This window comes from Paenilisteria rustica (assembly GCF_013820765.1).
GTDB classification, from domain to species: Bacteria; Bacillota; Bacilli; order Lactobacillales; family Listeriaceae; genus Listeria_A; species Listeria_A rustica.
Map to the genome: position 1 here is coordinate 62,338 of NZ_JABJVM010000009.1, position 17,001 is coordinate 79,338.

Annotated in this window: 19 protein-coding genes; 5 read left to right on the top strand and 14 right to left on the bottom strand. The window is 44.8% G+C overall.

What is annotated here, in order from left to right:
• Positions 1-14 precede the first annotated feature (14 nt).
• Positions 15-1,388 (bottom strand): NADP-specific glutamate dehydrogenase, encoded by a 1,374-nt coding sequence (gene gdhA / locus HPK16_RS09985; protein WP_181676829.1) that lies wholly within the window; start codon positions 1,386-1,388, stop codon positions 15-17.
• A 273-nt stretch (positions 1,389-1,661) separates the two neighbouring features.
• On the opposite strand from gdhA, the gene HPK16_RS09990 reads away from it, so the two are divergent.
• Positions 1,662-2,447, top strand: coding sequence for a 2OG-Fe dioxygenase family protein (locus HPK16_RS09990; RefSeq protein WP_181676830.1), 786 nt, complete (start codon positions 1,662-1,664; stop codon positions 2,445-2,447).
• Between the two features lie 54 nt (positions 2,448-2,501).
• Here the strand turns inward: HPK16_RS09990 and HPK16_RS09995 are convergent, their stop codons facing one another.
• From HPK16_RS09995 to HPK16_RS10005, 3 genes are read right to left on the bottom strand one after another with little or no spacing between them, the layout of a single operon-like run.
• On the bottom strand, positions 2,502-2,888 hold the full coding sequence (locus tag HPK16_RS09995) for a hypothetical protein (RefSeq protein WP_181676831.1): 387 nt from the start codon (positions 2,886-2,888) through the stop codon (positions 2,502-2,504).
• Positions 2,889-2,902: 14 nt separating this feature from the next.
• Entirely contained in the window at positions 2,903-3,406 is a 504-nt protein-coding gene (locus HPK16_RS10000; RefSeq protein ID WP_181676832.1) for a hypothetical protein, read from the bottom strand.
• Complete coding sequence (locus tag HPK16_RS10005; RefSeq protein ID WP_181676833.1) at positions 3,373-3,918, bottom strand: Tle-like phospholipase domain-containing protein; 546 nt, start codon at positions 3,916-3,918, stop codon at positions 3,373-3,375. Before HPK16_RS10005 ends, HPK16_RS10000 begins: the two co-directional genes overlap by 34 nt.
• A 166-nt stretch (positions 3,919-4,084) precedes the next feature.
• Here HPK16_RS10005 and HPK16_RS10010 point away from each other — a divergent pair, with 166 nt between their 5' ends.
• Positions 4,085-4,384: a DUF1433 domain-containing protein gene (locus HPK16_RS10010; protein ID WP_246369379.1), complete on the top strand. Its 300-nt coding sequence runs from the start codon at positions 4,085-4,087 to the stop codon at positions 4,382-4,384.
• 141 nt (positions 4,385-4,525) lie between these two features.
• Entirely contained in the window at positions 4,526-4,852 is a 327-nt protein-coding gene (locus HPK16_RS10015) for a hypothetical protein (protein ID WP_181676835.1), read from the top strand.
• 737 nt (positions 4,853-5,589) lie between these two features.
• On the opposite strand, the gene hisC is transcribed toward HPK16_RS10015, so the two are convergent.
• The 10 genes from hisC to hisZ are packed head-to-tail and all read right to left on the bottom strand — an operon-like array spanning position 5,590 to position 13,070.
• Positions 5,590-6,672: a histidinol-phosphate transaminase gene (hisC, locus tag HPK16_RS10020; protein ID WP_181676836.1), complete on the bottom strand. Its 1,083-nt coding sequence runs from the start codon at positions 6,670-6,672 to the stop codon at positions 5,590-5,592.
• A gap of 14 nt (positions 6,673-6,686) precedes the next feature.
• Entirely contained in the window at positions 6,687-7,001 is a 315-nt protein-coding gene (gene hisE / locus HPK16_RS10025; RefSeq protein WP_036059979.1) for a phosphoribosyl-ATP diphosphatase, read from the bottom strand.
• A gap of 2 nt (positions 7,002-7,003) precedes the next feature.
• Positions 7,004-7,324, bottom strand: a complete 321-nt coding sequence (gene hisI / locus HPK16_RS10030; RefSeq protein ID WP_181676837.1) for a phosphoribosyl-AMP cyclohydrolase — start codon at positions 7,322-7,324, stop codon at positions 7,004-7,006.
• Positions 7,321-8,082, bottom strand: coding sequence for an imidazole glycerol phosphate synthase subunit HisF (gene hisF, locus HPK16_RS10035; RefSeq protein ID WP_036059938.1), 762 nt, complete (start codon positions 8,080-8,082; stop codon positions 7,321-7,323). Before hisF ends, hisI begins: the two co-directional genes overlap by 4 nt.
• Positions 8,072-8,797, bottom strand: coding sequence for a 1-(5-phosphoribosyl)-5-[(5-phosphoribosylamino)methylideneamino]imidazole-4-carboxamide isomerase (gene hisA, locus HPK16_RS10040; RefSeq protein ID WP_181676838.1), 726 nt, complete (start codon positions 8,795-8,797; stop codon positions 8,072-8,074). Before hisA ends, hisF begins: the two co-directional genes overlap by 11 nt.
• Complete coding sequence (gene hisH / locus HPK16_RS10045; RefSeq protein ID WP_181676839.1) at positions 8,776-9,396, bottom strand: imidazole glycerol phosphate synthase subunit HisH; 621 nt, start codon at positions 9,394-9,396, stop codon at positions 8,776-8,778. The genes hisA and hisH overlap by 22 nt, the downstream gene beginning before the upstream one ends.
• Positions 9,397-9,981 (bottom strand): imidazoleglycerol-phosphate dehydratase HisB, encoded by a 585-nt coding sequence (gene hisB, locus HPK16_RS10050; RefSeq protein ID WP_036059941.1) that lies wholly within the window; start codon positions 9,979-9,981, stop codon positions 9,397-9,399. It lies immediately after the preceding gene.
• A complete protein-coding gene (gene hisD, locus HPK16_RS10055) occupies positions 9,968-11,266 on the bottom strand; it encodes a histidinol dehydrogenase (RefSeq protein WP_181676840.1) in 1,299 nt (432 codons plus the stop codon). The genes hisB and hisD overlap by 14 nt, the downstream gene beginning before the upstream one ends.
• Positions 11,263-11,901 carry an ATP phosphoribosyltransferase gene (gene hisG / locus HPK16_RS10060; RefSeq protein WP_181676841.1) on the bottom strand — a complete coding sequence of 213 codons (639 nt, stop codon included), beginning with the start codon at positions 11,899-11,901 and terminating at the stop codon, positions 11,263-11,265. The genes hisD and hisG overlap by 4 nt, the downstream gene beginning before the upstream one ends.
• The gene (gene hisZ, locus HPK16_RS10065) at positions 11,898-13,070 is read right to left on the bottom strand and encodes an ATP phosphoribosyltransferase regulatory subunit (protein ID WP_181676842.1); all 1,173 of its coding nucleotides are present in this window, start codon (positions 13,068-13,070) and stop codon (positions 11,898-11,900) included. Before hisZ ends, hisG begins: the two co-directional genes overlap by 4 nt.
• 264 nt (positions 13,071-13,334) lie before the next feature.
• On the opposite strand from hisZ, the gene HPK16_RS10070 reads away from it, so the two are divergent.
• Both HPK16_RS10070 and hisJ read left to right on the top strand, forming a co-directional pair.
• Positions 13,335-15,896, top strand: coding sequence for an immunoglobulin-like domain-containing protein (locus HPK16_RS10070; protein ID WP_181676843.1), 2,562 nt, complete (start codon positions 13,335-13,337; stop codon positions 15,894-15,896).
• Between the two features lie 247 nt (positions 15,897-16,143).
• Positions 16,144-16,974: a histidinol-phosphatase HisJ gene (hisJ, locus tag HPK16_RS10075; RefSeq protein WP_181676844.1), complete on the top strand. Its 831-nt coding sequence runs from the start codon at positions 16,144-16,146 to the stop codon at positions 16,972-16,974.
• Positions 16,975-17,001: the final 27 nt, after the last annotated feature.

The window sequence follows — 17,001 nt, forward strand, 5'->3', positions numbered from 1 at the left end:
GGTCTTTTAGCTGTTTAGATAATACCTTCCGTCAACATGCTATCGGCAACTTTGAGGAAACCGGCGATGTTGGAACCAACGACTAGATTACCGGATGCATCGTAAGCTGATGCCGTGGCGCTAGCGTTTTTGTAGATATTTTTCATGATCGATTTCAAGTGAGAATCGACTTCTTCAAAAGTCCAGCTCATCCGGATACTGTTTTGAGCCATTTCTAACGCTGATACAGCAACTCCACCAGCATTTGCGGCTTTGGCAGGTCCGAATAACACATCATTTTCTTGGAATACAGCGACAGCATCGAGTGTGGATGGCATGTTCGCACCTTCTGCTACAGCGATGACGCCATTTTTAACGAGTGTCGCGGCTTGATCTGCGTTGATTTCATTTTGTGTTGCGCAAGGTAATGCGATGTCAGCGGATAGGGACCAAATATCTCCGTTTGCGACAAAAGTGGCATTTGGATGATGCGTCGTGTATTCGCTGATGCGTTTACGTTCCTGCTCTTTTAATTGTTTGACGGTTGCGACGTTGATGCCGTTTTCGTCTCGGATATAGCCGCTTGAATCGCTACATGCAATGACGGTTGCGCCAAGTTCGTGGGCTTTTTCGATGGCATAAATCGCGACGTTACCTGAACCGGAAACGATGACTTTTTTGCCTTTTAGGGAATCAGCTTTGTCTTGGAGCATTTCTTGTGTGAAGTACACGACGCCGTAACCGGTTGCTTCGGTACGTGTTAAACTTCCGCCGTAGTTCAGGCCTTTACCTGTTAATGTGCCGGCATCGAAGGCGTTTAGGCGCTTGTATTGACCGAATAGGAAGCCGATTTCGCGAGCTCCGACACCGATATCACCAGCTGGAACGTCGGTATTTGGCCCAATGTATTTCTGTAATTCGGACATGAAGCTCTGGCAAAAACGCATAACTTCATTGTCTGATTTGCCTTTAGGATCGAAGTCGGAACCACCTTTACCGCCACCGATTGGCAAGCCAGTTAAGGAGTTTTTGAAAATTTGCTCGAACCCAAGAAATTTGACGATGCTGCCGTTTACGGATGGGTGAAAACGAAGTCCGCCTTTATATGGACCGATAGCGCTATTGAATTGCACGCGGAAACCACGGTTGACTTTGACATTGCCGTTATCGTCTACCCAAGGGACGCGGAATGTGATGAGTCGTTCTGGCTCGGTCAATCTTTCTAAAATTCCAGCTGCCTCATATTTTGGCTCTTTTGCTAAAACAGGGACTAAGGATTGTAAAAATTCTTCGACTGCTTGGTGGAACTCGCTTTCGGAAGGGTTGCGTTTTTTTACTGTTTCAAAGATACGTGCCGTGTAGCTTTCGGCAGCCTCGACTTCTTTTGTCAGTGTTGTTGATTGTACCATATTGAATCGCTCCTTGTGGTTTTATTTTAAGTGAGAATAAACGTATCATTGAATGGGATATAGATACTTGCGTTTGTTCTTATTTTTCAGGGCTTTGTTATTCTGAAATTTCACTTATAATGTTAGTTTACATGAAAAAGGTCAAGGTTACAAGGTAAAAAAACGATTTTTCTGATTTTTTTAACAAGGTGCGCAATTTATAAACGCTTTCTTTGAGCGGCTTCGGAATGTTACAATGAGAGGGAGTTTTGAAAAGAAATGAGGGAATGAATAGTGTACAAAAATGATATGTTAGAAAAAGGCTTTATTCGGTTCGATGCGGGAGCGGATATTGGTCATTTATATAAGAAGGATACGATTTGGATTGCGGAACAGTTTGCCGAGATTGAGCGGGCTTTTGAGGATTTGCCGATGGATGCTTATGCAGCTGGACTTCATCGTTATCGCCGTTTTTCGCGTGCGGTTATTTTGCCGTGGTCAAATCAGGTGGAATGGTTGCCGGCGATGGTGAATGCGGACGGGGAAGCGGTTGCGGAGTATTTTCAAGGGACGTTTAATCCGGAGTTTAAGGATGCGTATCGTAGTTTTCCAATGCTGCGGCCGGCGATGCTTGAAAATGAGCTTTTGAAGCGGATTATTCAGTTTGATTTTGCGCAGACGTATTGGGACGCGCGGGATATGGTGATGCCGGTGAATGTGGGTGTGCATTTTGTGAAGTTGAAGGTGGAGCGTGATGGGGACGAGGCGGTTTCATCGCCGAATTGTTTGCATCGAGACGGGGAGCCGTTTACGTTTGCGCATTTGGTGAGACGCCAGAATGTTGTTGGTGGAGAGAATGTGATTGCGACGGTGGATGATGTGGATCAGTTCCCAGAAGATATTGATGAGGGGCATATTTTTGCGGATTTTGCGTTGACGGAAGGTTTGGAGTCTTACGGAGTTGCGGATGTGGCGGTGAGCCATTATGTGAGTGCGGTGCGTAAGGGTGAGGATGACGAGGCTGGAGAGCGGTCGATGATTTTAATTGATTATCAGCCGACTGTTGTGAAGCCGCTTTGATGGGCTAGAATAAGCGAGTAACCATGCGGAATGATGATTACTCGCTTATTCTCTTTAAAACGTTCTGACTTTAAAGCTGCTCTGTAACTCTCGATAGTCTTGGGCATAGTATTGACAAAGTTTGTTGCGTTTGTCCATGAGTGAAGTCCCAATTGCTTGCCCCGTTTTACTCTCGAAAGAAATTTTTAGTTGATTTTCTATGCTTGTTAATTCATGAAACCATTCTTCAAAGAGTTGGGTGTTGCCGTTAAGTATTTCTTTAGTTTCAGCTGAAATCTCATTTCTTGCTTGCTCTAGTTCTGCATGTAACAGAGTCAATTGTGCTTGACGCTCGATGTATGTTTTCTCAGATTGCAAGCTGTCGATAGCTTGCTTAGAACCGAGTGCAATGGCGTTTTCCAGTGCTTTATCTATATCGGCTAACATATTTGAATAATCCATTATTAACTCCTATTCTATGATAAAATCCTTGATAGAATATTGCCAAGGTCAGCATCTTGTTCTTTGAATTTATACCCAGCATAGCCAACGTTATCACCGAATTCATATAGTTCTTGTTTTATTTTTCTTAAGCGGCTAACAAAATCGACTAATTCTTCATCGTCATGCAGTCGGTAAATGCCCCCTGCTTTATTTTTTGATAGATATTGTAACATATCATCTACATCATATTCAGTTAAGCGACTATACGTACCGCCGTATGTTTCATTATACATTTTGTTTTTGAGCGAGCGTATTTTACTTTCTTCAAAGTCACGGGCTTCTTCAAGGGAACGTATCATATTATCTATATGTAGTGATAAATTTTTAATGCGGTTGCCTAGTTGTTGAATATCATCAGGTGAAATAGCTAGTTTTGCAGAGCCGTTAGAATTGAAACGCCCTGTAAAAGTGTTAGGCATATGCCCAGATAGATTAAAAATATTTAGGACAGAATGCTTGGTATCATTACGTTCCATGGAAAATTGTAGTCACCGTTTTTTGCTTTTGCTTGTTCTTCATCAGTTAGTTTATTGAAACTTCTGGCTGCTGCAAAAGTAGTTGCGGGCTTTAGATGTTTTACAGATTCATATTGAGCAAGTGCGCCGCCTAAACTGTGACCAGTAAAACTGTAATCTTTCGTTGTATATTTGCTAATAGTTTTGCTGACAAATTGGTCGTAATCATAAAATTGATCTCCAGCTTCTGGCTTGGATGGCGTGGCTAATTTGGCATCAACGACGAAGTCTTTTGCCTCCTGAGAACCTCGCGATGCAAAAATAATATGTGAGAATTCTTTTAGTTTACCTGATTTCCAATCGTTGTACTCTTTTAGTGTTACCACTGCAGCACCTTGTAGGCTATCTTTAGTATTTATGGAGTCCAATGTAACCCATTTTTGATTGGTGATTTTCATAATGTGACCTTGTTCTAAGTTTGCATCTTTATATATTTTATTGGATAGTTCGAAATTCAGCTCGTCTTTTATCATCAGTATGCTCCTTTTTTGTAGTACATAACAGGAATTACCACCATTATAACAGAATAGAGCTTTATATGATATAATTATCCAAGAGGTGATGGGTTTGAAGAAGCGGATAATCATTGTGGGTTCATTGTGTGTACTCGTAGCAATAGCGATAGGAGGAATAGTTATTATGAACAATAATGTGGAAAATAAGCAAGAGGCTCAGATGCTTGTTGAAAAAAATCGGATTGAAACTTACCTGAAATACAATTATAAGGATATTAGTAATGTTGAAATAACCAAGACTGGCGTAACACCGATGGGCATACCTTATATAGATGGTTATGTAAATGGTGATAAGAATTTGAATTTCAGTGCGGATATTTATGACGGGCATTTTGAGGAATCTATTGACATGTCAGCCGAATTAGGGGCGTTGGCTAAATATGATGTGGATAAGTCTGTTTCTGAAATTAAAGAATTAGATTAGGAAATGGATGATGAGGGTTGCTTAAAATATACATAGCATTATGATCGCGAATATAGGAACTAATCCAATAGGATGAATTGGTTAAGATAGGTGTCTATAAGTCTGTCTTGGAAATAGAATAAGAAGAGGGAGAACAATGATATGGAGAATAAGCATGCGTGGATTATTGGGATTTGTGTGATTGTGGCTGGTTTTATGATTGGAAGCGGCTTATCTGATTCGGAAGATAGCCCAAATCCAATTGAGCTGTCGGATGATGGATCATCTATAGGAGTCCACGTTGAGAACTCGGAAACAACATTGTTGGACGAGGACGGAGTGACGTCTTATTTAGGCATTGGTGAAAAAGAAATGAAGCAACTGAAAAAGCTTGGGAATTTGCCTAGTATTACTATAGATGGCTATATTTACTATCCGAAGACTGGTTTAGACAAATGGGTAGAGGAGAATACGGGGAAAACTTTCTAGTAGATAGAAATAAGTAAGGATGTGAGCGCGGGTATGAAGCGATTATATGCATCAAAATTAAATCTGGTCGTTACTTCTGGTATTGAATGTAATCAATTATGTAAACACGAAATCGGGATTGTTGTTGATTGCCGTTATTGTTGCGGTGGTGGGCTTGGTATTGAATTTCGTGTTTTGTGGCTAGCGGGAAGAAGTAATAGTTTCTTGGGGTGGCTGGTATTGGTGTGGTGTTGGTTCGTGGTTTGGAGTGTAAGAGTCGCTGGGGGATTACCTGCTCAACTGCGTTCGCATGCATATTGATGCTCTAACTCAGCTAAGTACGCTTCGTAAGTGCATCAACAAAAAACACACACGGGGGGAACCGCATGTGCTTGTAGGGAGTTTTAGGAGTATGTGGTGGCGACGATATAAAAGGGATATCAGGGAAATTTTATGGTATAGGATGTATTCTCCATATGGAGCAAAGCGAGTAATGCTCGTCTATTTTGAATAGGAAATGAGTTTTCTTTTGAAGCGTGTATTAGGTCTTTAAAAGAAAGCTCATTTTTATTTATCGTCGCCGCCACATCATCTTGGGGAAAAGATGACTTGCTCCAATAAAACAAGTATAACTTTAAATGGGGAGTTGTAACATCGCTTTGGCTTACATTTTGAAACGGCAATGTGACAGTTTTGTCAGGTTGGTCTACTTTGATTAAAATGTGATGAGAGTAGGCTTAGAGACGTGTTAGAGTGCGTTATTTATTGTTTAAAATAGATGCTAAGGCTTGGATGCATTCGCGGTTTTCGGCTTCGGATCCGATGGTGATTCGTAGCCAATTTGGTTTGAGTCCGGCGCGTACGATGAAGCCTTTTTGGAGTAGTTGGTTGAAAAGTTCGGCGGCGTCGCGCTCGGTGTCGAAAAAGATGAAGTTGCCGTCTGATTTGTAGTAGGCTAGGCCGCGTGTGTCTAAGAAGTCGTACCACTGCTTTAGGCCTTCGGTGTTGGCCGTGACGCATTTTTCGACGAAGGTTTGGTCGGCAAGTGCAGCGATTGCGGCGGATTGGGCGATCGATGATGTATTGAATGGGAGCCGCACGATGTTGAGGGGCTCTTTTAGGGCGTCTGGGATGATGGCGTATCCGATGCGCAAGCCTGCTAAGCCGTAAATTTTGGAAAAAGTGCGCATGATGATGAGATTTGGAAATTGGTCTAGGAGCGCGAATGTATCTGGGTATTCTGTGGTTGTGGCGTATTCGAAATAGGCTTCGTCGCTGATTACGAGGACGTCTTTGGGCACGGATTCGAGTAGGGACAGGACTTCTTGCTGGGTGGAGATGGTGCCTGTCGGGTTATTTGGGTTGCAGAGCCAGATGATTTTTGTGCGCGGATTGACGGCGCTTGCCATGGCGATGAGGTCGGATTTTCCGGTTGTCTCATCGACTGGGATGCGCTGCGTTTCGGCGCCTTCGATTGTGGCATGAAGGGAGTATTGGGAGAAGGTCGGCGCGGCTTCGATGATGTTGTCGCCAGGTTCTAGGATGGCGCGCGAGATGATTTGGATAACGTCATCGAGGCCTGAACCGAGCAGGATATTATCTGTCGCGACGCCGTGAAAAGTGGCGATGTTTTCGCGCAGAATTCGGCCGGCGCCGTCGGGATAGTAGGATAGATCAATCGTGTCTTCCTTGAGGATTCGCGTGACGGCTTTGGATGTGCCGAACGGGTTTTCGTTGGATGCGAGTTTGGTGATTTTTTTGAGTCCTAGTTCGCGGCGGACTTCTTCTAATGGTTTGCCTGGTTTATAGGCGGATAGGGTGTTTAGCGATGATTTTACCATGTGAGTGAGCCTCCTTATAATTCGTCGATTGGCTTGCGGTCTTTCGTGACGCTGATTTTGCCTTCGCGTTTTTCGAGTTCGCGTGCGATGTCGTCGGGTGTTAGGCCTTTCTCTGCCAGCAAAACGAGGACGTGGTAGGTCAGGTCGGCGAGCTCGGATGTGAGTTCCGCGTTGTCGTTATTTTTTGCAGCGATGACTACTTCGGTCGTTTCTTCGCCTACTTTTTTCAAAATTTTATCGAGTCCGCGGTCGAATAGATAGTTGGTGTAGGAGCCTTCTTTTGGTGTGGTTTTGCGGTCGTTGATTTGGTTGTAAAGTTCGGTTAGAATCGTCATTTTTCGGTCACTTCCTTTTCTAGATTGAAGAAACAGCTGTGCGCGCCAGTGTGGCAGGCGGCTCCGATTTGGTCGACGCGAATCAGGAGTGTGTCGTTGTCGCAGTCGGAACGGATTTCTTTGACGTGCTGGAAGTGGCCGGATGTCGCGCCCTTATTCCAGAGTTCGTTACGGGAACGGGAGAAAAACCAAGTTGTGTTCGTGTCGAGCGTCTTCTGATAGCTTTCGGCGTTCATATAGGCGAGCATGAGGACGTCGCCAGTCGTGTCCTCCACGATAATCGCGGGGATGAGGCCTTTGGAAAAATCGAGTGTCATGGCCGAATCGCAACTCCTTTCTCTTGCAAAATTTGTTTGACTTCTGGAATCGTCATTTCGCCGTAATGGAAAATTGAAGCGGCAAGTGCGGCGTCAGCGCCTGTTTTGGCGAATACTTCTGCCATGTGATCGGCGTTTCCACAACCGCCTGATGCGATAACGGGAACGGAGACCGCTTTACAAATCGCGTCGGTGAGTGCGATATCGTAACCGTCTTTGGTGCCGTCACCGTCCATGCTAGTCAGCAGGATTTCACCGGCGCCGAGTGAGACGGCTTTTTTTGCCCATTGGATGGCATCAAGACCGGTGTCCTCACGCCCGCCGCGACTGTAAACGTGCCAAGAATCATCTTCCGCGTGAAATTTGGCATCGATGGCAACAACGATGCATTGATTGCCGAATTTGGCAGCGCCTTCCGCGATTAAATCGGGATTTTTGAGAGCCGCAGAATTCAGTGAAATTTTATCCGCGCCAGCTTGAAGTAAGGCTTTCATGTTTGCGACGGAATGGATGCCACCGCCGACAGTAAGCGGGATGAAGACTTGTTCTGCGGTGCGTTCGACGACATCGATCATCGTGCGGCGTTCTTCATGGGTTGCGGTGATATCAAGGAAAACGAGCTCGTCCGCGCCAGCTTCATTGTAAGCTTTGGCGATTTCGACAGGATCACCGACATCGGTTAGCGATACGAAATTGATGCCTTTCACGACGCGTCCATCCGTCACATCCAAGCATGGAATGATTCGTTTAGTCAGCAAGATTCTCCACCTCCGTGATTTCTGCCATCGAAATATTGCCGTTGTACAAAGCTTTACCGCAGATTGCGCCGTATAAACCGAGCTCGGAAAGCTGCACCAAATCTTGTTTATTACTCACGCCACCAGATGCGATAATATCGACACTTACCGCCTTTTGCAAAGCTTGAAGTTGCTCCAAATTCGGACCTTCGAGCGTCCCGTCTTTTGCGATATCCGTAAAAATAATCGTTTGGACGCCGCTTTTTTCGACTTCTTTTGCGAACGTCAAGTAATCTGTAGCGCTCACATCAAGCCAACCAGACGTTGCAACAAAGCCATTTTTCGCGTCAATTCCGACCGCGATTTTGGCACCATAAAGCTTCACCGCGTCACGAACTAAATCTGGGTTTTCCAGTGCCGCCGAGCCAATAATAACACGATCAATACCAGCGTCTTCGAGATAAAACGTGATTTGTTTCATCGTTCGAATGCCGCCACCAACTTGCACGGGGAGCCCAGCTGCTTTTTTCATCGCGCGAATTACGTCCAGATTAATCGGTTTTCCTTCAAGCGCACCGTCCAAATCGACAATATGTAAATAGGTTGCGCCTTGTTCACTAAACGCTGTAGCTTGGGCGATTGGGTCAGGGTTTACAACGGTTTCCTGTGCGAAATCGCCTTGATATAGCCGCACACAACGACCGTTTTTCAAATCTATTGCTGGGAAGATGCGCATGTGATTACCTCCTTAAATCCTTGTAAAATTTCGAGTCCTGCTTGTCCGCTTTTTTCAGGGTGAAACTGGGCGCCATACACGTTCTCATTGGCGATAATACCGGGAACTTCCACGGAATAATCACTGGATGCCATCACGTACTTAGCGTCGCAAACCGCGTAATAAGAATGCACGTAATACACAAAATTACCATCCTGATCCCGCGTTAACGGCGAGTCCTGTTTCACTTCCAACTGATTCCAGCCCATATGCGGAATTTTCGCTGTATCTGGCAGCAATTTCGCGTGACCAGGAATGAGTCCAAGTCCCTGCGTATAGCCAAATTCTTCACTAGAATCAAGCAATAATTGCATTCCGAGACAAACACCAAGTAGCGGTTTTCCGTGTGCGACAGCCTCTTGCAAAACTGCAATTAAATCGCGTTCTTCGAGTGCCGCCATCGCTTGCGGAAACGCGCCAACACCTGGCAAAATAATGCCATCCGCCTCTAAAATCGTCTTTTTCACAGCAGTTATCGTATTTTCAATCCCGATAAAATCAAGCGCCTTGCTCACACTTTTCGTATTGCCAGCGTCATAATCGATAATGGCGATCTGCATTTACAGCACACCTTTCGTCGAGTTGACCCCTTGAATATCAGGATTCACCGTGATTGCTTGACGCAGAGCACGCCCAAACGCCTTAAAAAGCGCCTCAATTTTGTGATGTGTATTTTTGCCGTAAAGCACGCGACAATGCAGGTTCATCGCAGCATTAAACGCCACCGCTTGGAAGAATTCTTCCACCAGTTCCGTATCGAAATCACCAAGTTTCGGATTATCAAACGAAGCATCAAAAACGAGATATGAACGCCCGCTGAGATCAAGCGCCACAAAGCCAAGCGACTCATCCATCGGCACATATTCCGAACCATAACGATTAATACCAGCTTTATCGCCAAGCGCTTCCTTCAAACATTGGCCGAGCACAATCCCGACATCTTCCGCCGTGTGGTGCGAATCGACATCCAGATCTCCAATCGCCTCACAAACAAATCCAATTCGACTATGCCTCGCAAATAAAGTCAACATGTGATCAAGAAAGCCAACCCCAGTGTTAATCTCGCATTTCTCCGGCTGGTCCAAATAAACCTCCATTTTAATCGATGTTTCCGCGGTTTTCCGTTCTATTTTAGCTGTTCTCATCTTCGTCATCCTCCTCAAATCGAATTTCGATAGCGCGAGCGTGCGCCGTCAAGCCTTCCTTTTCAGCGAGCAGTACAATCGCATCTTTTTCCTTCGCCAGCGCGTCTTTTGTATAAGAAATAAACGAGGTCCGTTTGCAGAAATCAGCGACACCGAGTGGGGAGAAGAAGCGCGCAGTTCCACTCGTCGGCAATACATGATTCGGCCCCGCAAAATAGTCACCAAGCGGCTCGGAGGCATAAGCGCCCAAGAAAACCGAGCCAGCATTTTTAACATAACTCAGATAATCCATCGGGTTCTCCAACTGGATTTCGAGATGCTCCGGCGCAATCTCATTCATAATATCGAACGCGATTTCCACAGATTCAGCGACAATTACCTGTCCAAAATTGGCAATCGAAGCCCGAGCAATCTTTTCTCGTGGAAGGGTTTGAAGCTGTTTTTCCACTTCGGAAGCAACGGCTTGACCAAACGCCGCACTCGTCGTAATAAGAATCGCGCGCGCCAACGTATCATGTTCCGCCTGCGACAATAAATCCGCAGCAACAAAACGAGGATTCGCCGTTGCGTCCGCGACCACGACAACCTCTGAAGGCCCCGCAATCATATCGATATCCACGATGCCAAACACTTCCCGTTTTGCCAGCGCCACAAAAATATTACCTGGCCCAACAATTTTATCCACTTTTGGAATCGATTCAGTCCCAAACGCGAGAGCAGCAATGGCTTGCGCGCCCCCGATTTGATAAACTTCATCGGCACCCGCAATTTTCGCAGCAGCTAGAATATACGGATTTAAGCCATCTTTTCCAGGCGGTGTCACCATGATAACCCGCGGCACACCAGCGATTTTAGCAGGTAAAATGTTCATCAAAACGGAAGAAGGATAAGCTGCCGTGCCACCGGGAACATAAATCCCAGCCGTTTCAAGCGGACGAACGAGCTGACCGCGCATCACGCCATGTTTCTCCGTGTCCACAAACCCAGATTGCTTCTGCTTTTGGTGGTAAGACAGGATATTCACCTTCGCCTGTTCCAACGCCTTGATAAAATCAGCTTCCACGTGATCCAAAGCATTGTCCAGCAAACTTTGCGCCACTCTAAAATCCGTTAATCGAACCCCATCAAATTGCTCCGTCAGTCTAAAAAGCGCCGCATCACCATTCGCTTTCACATCCTCGATAATCGCTTTGACAGAAGCCTCGGTCTCGACTTGTGTATCCGCACTCGTCGCGCTATGTAACTGCTCCAATATCGCCTTTTTATCTCCAGAAATAAACCTCATTTCGCGTCCTCCTCAAGCGTTCTCTCCAACAAATCAATCAATTCAAAAATTTGCGCTTTATTCCGTTTCAGCGACGCTTTGTTCACGATGAGCCGCGCCGAAATATCGTACATCGTATCAAAAATAACCAAGCCGTTCTCACGCAGCGTCGAACCAGTTTCTACGATATCGATAATCGCATCGGCGAGTCCCAGAATTGGTGCCATCTCAACAGAACCCTCAATCTTGATAATCTCGACATCCTCGCCACGTTCGCGAAAATATTTCGTCGCCACCGTCGGGTATTTCGTCGCGATAATTTTGCGCCTATAATCACTAGGATCGTAGCTGGGCGTCGACGCAAGGCAGAACTGACACCGCCCAATTTTCAAATCCAGCATCTCGTAATGCTCTTTGTCCTGCTCCATCAGCACGTCTTTCCCAACAATCCCGATATCCGCAACACCATGCTTCACATACGTCGTCACGTCCGGAGCCTTCGCCAAAATAAACGAATACGGCGCGTCCTCACTCTTAAAAATAAGCTTCCGACTTTTCTCATGTAACATCGCACAATCCACACCAGCCTGCTCCAAAAGTGCTACCGCGGACTTCTCCAAGCGTCCTTTCGTTAAGGCAATTTGCAGTGATTTCATGTCAAAACCTCCTTTTCCGGATCGATTTCGCGCACAGTATGGTCGCTAACATCAATAATTTTACTAAATTGCCATTTCTTCGCAAAGGCAACGCTCTCCGACAGCTGATCGAAAAAACTAAGCGAACTATTAGGCGTTTCGGCAAGAATTTTTTCCGCCAGATGCGTCGTTTCAAGCGAATAATGAATAAACGTTTTCGCGTCCGGCGCATCCTCCTTCAACGACCGCCGCTTCAGCGATACAATCTCATCCAAATTCAGCGCTAACCCAACAGCAGGCCAATTATCCTCACCAAATTCAGCGAAAAGCGAATCATAACGACCACCGCTCAAAAAATGAACCGCCGACATATCCGCATAACCACGGAAAATCGCGCCCGTATAATAATGAAGCTCCTGCACCAAACCAATATCCACCGACAAATGCTCCGGCACATTCACGACCTCAATAATCGTCTCCATCTGCGTCAATGCCTCCAAAATAACGACATTGTCCGTCAACGCCTGCGCTTCCCGAATCGTATCCACCGAACCAAATAAGCGCGGTAATGCCAGAATAAAATCATCCATCACACTCGGATGGCTTTCCACAAACGCCCGAATCCCAAATAAACTCTTATTCTGCAACACTTGGCGAAAAGCTTCCTCGTCGCTACCTTGCAAATCCAGCGTCTGAATCACCGCCTGATAAATCGCCGCGTGCCCAATCTCAATTTGAAAATCACTAATTCCCAGCTGTTTCAAAACCATAATCGCACTCGTAATGCATTCAATCTCCGCTTTAATAGAAGCAAACCCGATAATTTCAATCCCAGCCTGCGTCATTTCATTGCGTTCCCCAGCCAATTCCTCGTTCGCCCGAAACACCTTTCCGCTATACGAAAGCTTGAGTGGCGGCGTCACACCCGTCGTACTAATCACCCGACCAATCGGAGACGTCATATCTGGCCGCAAAACCGTCAACCGCCCCTTTTTATCAAAAAATCGGTACAAATTCACATCACTAATCGCCGAGAAAACATCATCAAATTCGATGACAGGCGTTTCAATTCTCTGATACCCGCGCGCATGAAACGACCGATTCACCAGATGCTCCATATCATAAGCCGACGCCGCTTCTTTAAAAAGTTTATCTCTGGTTCCAATAGGTAAATTCCGATTCCATTTCATATTTTCGAGCCCCTTTTCACGTAAACTTTATTGTATTACCATATTAGCAGGTTAAAGCGTTTTTGTAAATATAAAAGGAAGAATATCTCCAGTATACCAATAAATTCATAGAATATTCTAGAAATAAGTGAGCTGTATCTTCTAAATATGTCTAAAGTGTCATTAATTTTCAGCAAAAAGCGGAAATATTGTATTTTTTTCGAGGCGGACACTGCTAGGATTGAAGTAGAACTATGAACAAATAAATCAAAAGGGGCGAAAAGAATGAATAGAATAATGAAGAAAACAGCATTACTTTTTTTAGCAGCGAATGTTTTTGCAGGATCGGTTATCGCAGTGGCACCAGTTGGGGCACAAGCAGCGAACCAAGCAGTACAAGGCTCTATCTACGGAAATGTGAAAGCCGAAATCAACGCATTATTTGTAGGTAAAGACCCAAAAAATGATATTCGAGCGGGACTAGATCAAACACCAGTCAACGATGCGATTGCAGATGTGGCACTTTTAGAAGATCCAATCCAGCAAGCCGAGTTACGATTGATTCTGGATAAGGCGATCAGCCAATTAACCGCGAAAATCCAATCCTCATTAACCATCGACAGCGCTCTAAACGGAGCAACGGAAATCACTGGAAAACTCGAATCACAAACTGTTTTCATCGCAGAGGTTTACAATGCAGCCGGCACGAGAATCGCGATGACAACAGGCATGGCAACGGCAGACAATACATACAAGGTAGCGCTAAATCGTGTGAATCGGTACGATGCAGACGGCTCATGGCTCAACATGGGAGCTGTGACTTTAGAAAAAGGCATGAAAGTCAAAGTTTACGTGAACCTACTGAACTCTAAAGGACAGCGTTTTGTGGCAACAGAGTCAACACAAGATGTCATTGGCATACCTTATGAAGAAGCAGAAACCGCGGTTTTAGGCCTGTTTGTGGCGAATGATCCTACCAAAATGGTGGCTAAAACGGCGAGCAAGGCAAGTGTTGCAGCAGCGCAAATGAAAGTCGCGGTCCTACCTGCATCACCAGAAAAAGATGTACTACAAAGCTATGTGAATAAAGCCGAAACACTTGTAGGCGCGCGCGATGCGTTTCAAGGAATCACGCTAAATGCTGATCATAAAGCGGCTACTTTTGCATTGGATAATACGGAACAAGCGAAATATGCTTACAAGTTTACGTTAAATAATAATCCGATGACGACAACGAGTTCAGTAAGCGGAAATATTAAGAGTATCGTGTCCCCAAACACTTTAGCAGTTGGCGATACCGTTGCGATTTGGGCACAAGTACAAAACGTGTCGTATTTAATTGCAGACTTGAAAGTAACAGCCGTTCCGACACCAGAAGAACTTGCGCGTCAACTAGTCAATGAACTGTTTATTGGAGACAATGCTGCGAATAATGTCAAACCAACAACAAATCAAATAGACTTGAATAAAGCGCAGACACAGGTCAATTTAGTAGTAGATTATACAACAAGAATGAGCATTCAGAAAGATTTGGATAAGGCAAAGAGTGAATTCAATATCATTACTCCAATCACGATTAATCCGGTGACGACACTGACAACAGAGGTAACAGGAAGCGGCGAACCGAATGCAAGCGTGGTTGTTCGAAATGGCTCGCTTATTTTAGGATCAGGCACGGCAGACGCGAACGGAAAGTACAGCGTTTCGATACCCAAACAAGTCATTAATACGTACCTCACTGTATACACTACAAAACCACTTAGTGGCAAAACAATCGTAGCGAGTATATATGTAACAAAAGGAGCAGACATCACCCTTGCTGCGAATGATTACAAACTAGGTGAAGCAACGATAACAGGAACTTACGGCAAAGACATTCCGCGAATTCGTCTGTGGGTCAACGGGATTGCTGTGACACAAGCCACTTTGAATGCAGATGGCACGTTTACCATTGAAAAAGCAGCAAACTATGTCAAATCACTAACAGACAAAGTTGAAATCGTAGCGGTTGATTCTAAATTTATCGAACTAACACGCGTTTCAGTGAAAATTACAGGCTCTATCGTCAAAGATTATGCGCTAACAGCTAATTCATATCAAATGGACACGGCGAATATCGAAGGCACATACGGAAAAGACATCACAAAAGTTTCTCTTTGGGTAAATGGCGTATCAGTGGCCGAAGCGACAACTAATCCAGATGGAACTTACCGCGTGATGGATATCTCTGAATTTGTAGTATCAAAGGATGAAGTTGTGGAAGTCGTTGGTGTTGATGCACGAAATGTGGAAGTGAAACGCGTGAGAGTAAAAGTTACGAGCTCTCCACTAGAAAACTGGATAAAAGCGGATACGTATAAATTTGGTACATTGCCACTTACTGGTACGATTGGTAAGAATATCAGTAAAGTACGTCTTTGGGTCAATGGTAAAGCAGTGCAAGAAGCAACGATAAAAGCAGACGGTAGCTATATTTTTGAGAATGCTAAGAAAAGTATTTTAAAAGATACCGATTTAGTAGAAGTTGTTGGAGTAGACAATGGTTACGTGGAAGTTGGTCGTACAACAGTTTTCGTGGAGCCGATTGCGCTTGATCTTGCGTTAACAGCCGACGATTATGCATTTGGAAGTCTAACGCTAACAGGAACATACGGTAAAGACATTAAATACGTGCGACTTTTTGTGAACGGTGAAGTTGCAAAACAAGCTGATTTGAATCCAATAACAGGAACCTACACATGTACAGATATCATCAAAAAAATTACGAGCAGCGCGGATAATTTAGAAATTGTAGCGGTGGATGCGAAATTTAAAGAAATCAAGCGGATACCAGTTATAGTGAAATAGAATATCAGCGTGTCGATAAATAATTATTGTTGGGGCTGTTCGAATGAAATGAGTTACAGCCCCAATATGCATGAGAGCAAAGCGAGCATGTAATCCTTCCCGGCTGTTCGAAAGAAAAGAGTTACGGCCCCAATATGCATGAGAGCAAAGCGAGCATGTAATCCTTAGTATGAAGCCATGATATACACTATCATGGCTTTTTTTGACGGAGTGATGATACAATAAACAAAAAAAGGAGCGATGCAAAGTGAAAAAATGGGATGGACACACGCATACGGAATTTTGTCCGCATGGTTCGGGGGATAAGGTAGAGGCGATGATTGAAAAGGCGATTACTTTAGGGTTTACAGATTACTCGATTACGGAGCATCCACCAATGCCGAGAGCCTTTGAGGAAGTTATTGCGAATCCAATGGAAGACATTGCGACAGCAGCGATTCGATGGGATCAATTAGATGCTTATTTTGAGCGAGCGCATGCTATGAAGCGTAAATATAAAGATCAGATTCGGGTTCATGTCGGTTTAGAAGTGGATTTTTTGCCGGGATTTGAGCAGGATACGCGGGCGTTGTTAAGGGAGTATGGTTCGCAGATGGATGATGGTGTTTTGTCGCTACACTTTATGCCAGGAGTCGGTGGTTGGCGCTTTATTGATTTTTCAGCGGAGGATTTTGAGGCGGGAATTTTGAAGTATTATGGTAGCTTTGATGCAGTTCAGAAGGGGTATTATGCATTGATTCGAGAATCGTTGTTTGCTGACTTAGGGCCAGCGAAGCCGACGCGATTGGGGCATATTTCACTTTGCCAGAAGTTTCAGCGCTTTTTTGTAAATGAAGAAACTGGGATGAAAAAGGATACGCGACTCCATATTTCAGATTTGCTGAGGGATGTTAAGGCGCGGGAATATCAGTTGGATTGGAACACGGCGGGACTTTACAAGGAATTTTGTGGAGAAACGTATCCACCGCTTGATGTAGTGAACGAGGCGCGAGGATTGGGGATTGAATTGGTTTATGGCTCGGATTCGCATAGCTTGGCGGATGCGGGGCGAGGCTATGACTACTATGAAAACCATTAAAAAAGTTGGGCGTCATCGCGCCCAACT

What these genes read in the sequence shown, in the direction of transcription:
- gdhA (WP_181676829.1), bottom strand. Translation starts at nt 1,388, where the DNA reads ATGGTACAATCAACAACACTGACAAAAGAAGTCGAGGCTGCCGAAAGC.
- HPK16_RS09995 (WP_181676831.1), bottom strand. Translation starts at nt 2,888, where the DNA reads ATGGATTATTCAAATATGTTAGCCGATATAGATAAAGCACTGGAAAAC.
- HPK16_RS10000 (WP_181676832.1), bottom strand. Translation starts at nt 3,406, where the DNA reads ATGGAACGTAATGATACCAAGCATTCTGTCCTAAATATTTTTAATCTA.
- HPK16_RS10005 (WP_181676833.1), bottom strand. Translation starts at nt 3,918, where the DNA reads ATGATAAAAGACGAGCTGAATTTCGAACTATCCAATAAAATATATAAA.
- HPK16_RS10010 (WP_246369379.1), top strand. Translation starts at nt 4,085, where the DNA reads ATGAACAATAATGTGGAAAATAAGCAAGAGGCTCAGATGCTTGTTGAA.
- HPK16_RS10015 (WP_181676835.1), top strand. Translation starts at nt 4,526, where the DNA reads ATGGAGAATAAGCATGCGTGGATTATTGGGATTTGTGTGATTGTGGCT.
- hisC (WP_181676836.1), bottom strand. Translation starts at nt 6,672, where the DNA reads ATGGTAAAATCATCGCTAAACACCCTATCCGCCTATAAACCAGGCAAA.
- hisI (WP_181676837.1), bottom strand. Translation starts at nt 7,324, where the DNA reads ATGACACTCGATTTTTCCAAAGGCCTCATCCCCGCGATTATCGTGGAG.
- hisA (WP_181676838.1), bottom strand. Translation starts at nt 8,797, where the DNA reads ATGCGCATCTTCCCAGCAATAGATTTGAAAAACGGTCGTTGTGTGCGG.
- hisH (WP_181676839.1), bottom strand. Translation starts at nt 9,396, where the DNA reads ATGCAGATCGCCATTATCGATTATGACGCTGGCAATACGAAAAGTGTG.
- hisB (WP_036059941.1), bottom strand. Translation starts at nt 9,981, where the DNA reads ATGAGAACAGCTAAAATAGAACGGAAAACCGCGGAAACATCGATTAAA.
- hisD (WP_181676840.1), bottom strand. Translation starts at nt 11,266, where the DNA reads ATGAGGTTTATTTCTGGAGATAAAAAGGCGATATTGGAGCAGTTACAT.
- hisG (WP_181676841.1), bottom strand. Translation starts at nt 11,901, where the DNA reads ATGAAATCACTGCAAATTGCCTTAACGAAAGGACGCTTGGAGAAGTCC.
- hisZ (WP_181676842.1), bottom strand. Translation starts at nt 13,070, where the DNA reads ATGAAATGGAATCGGAATTTACCTATTGGAACCAGAGATAAACTTTTT.
- HPK16_RS10070 (WP_181676843.1), top strand. Translation starts at nt 13,335, where the DNA reads ATGAATAGAATAATGAAGAAAACAGCATTACTTTTTTTAGCAGCGAAT.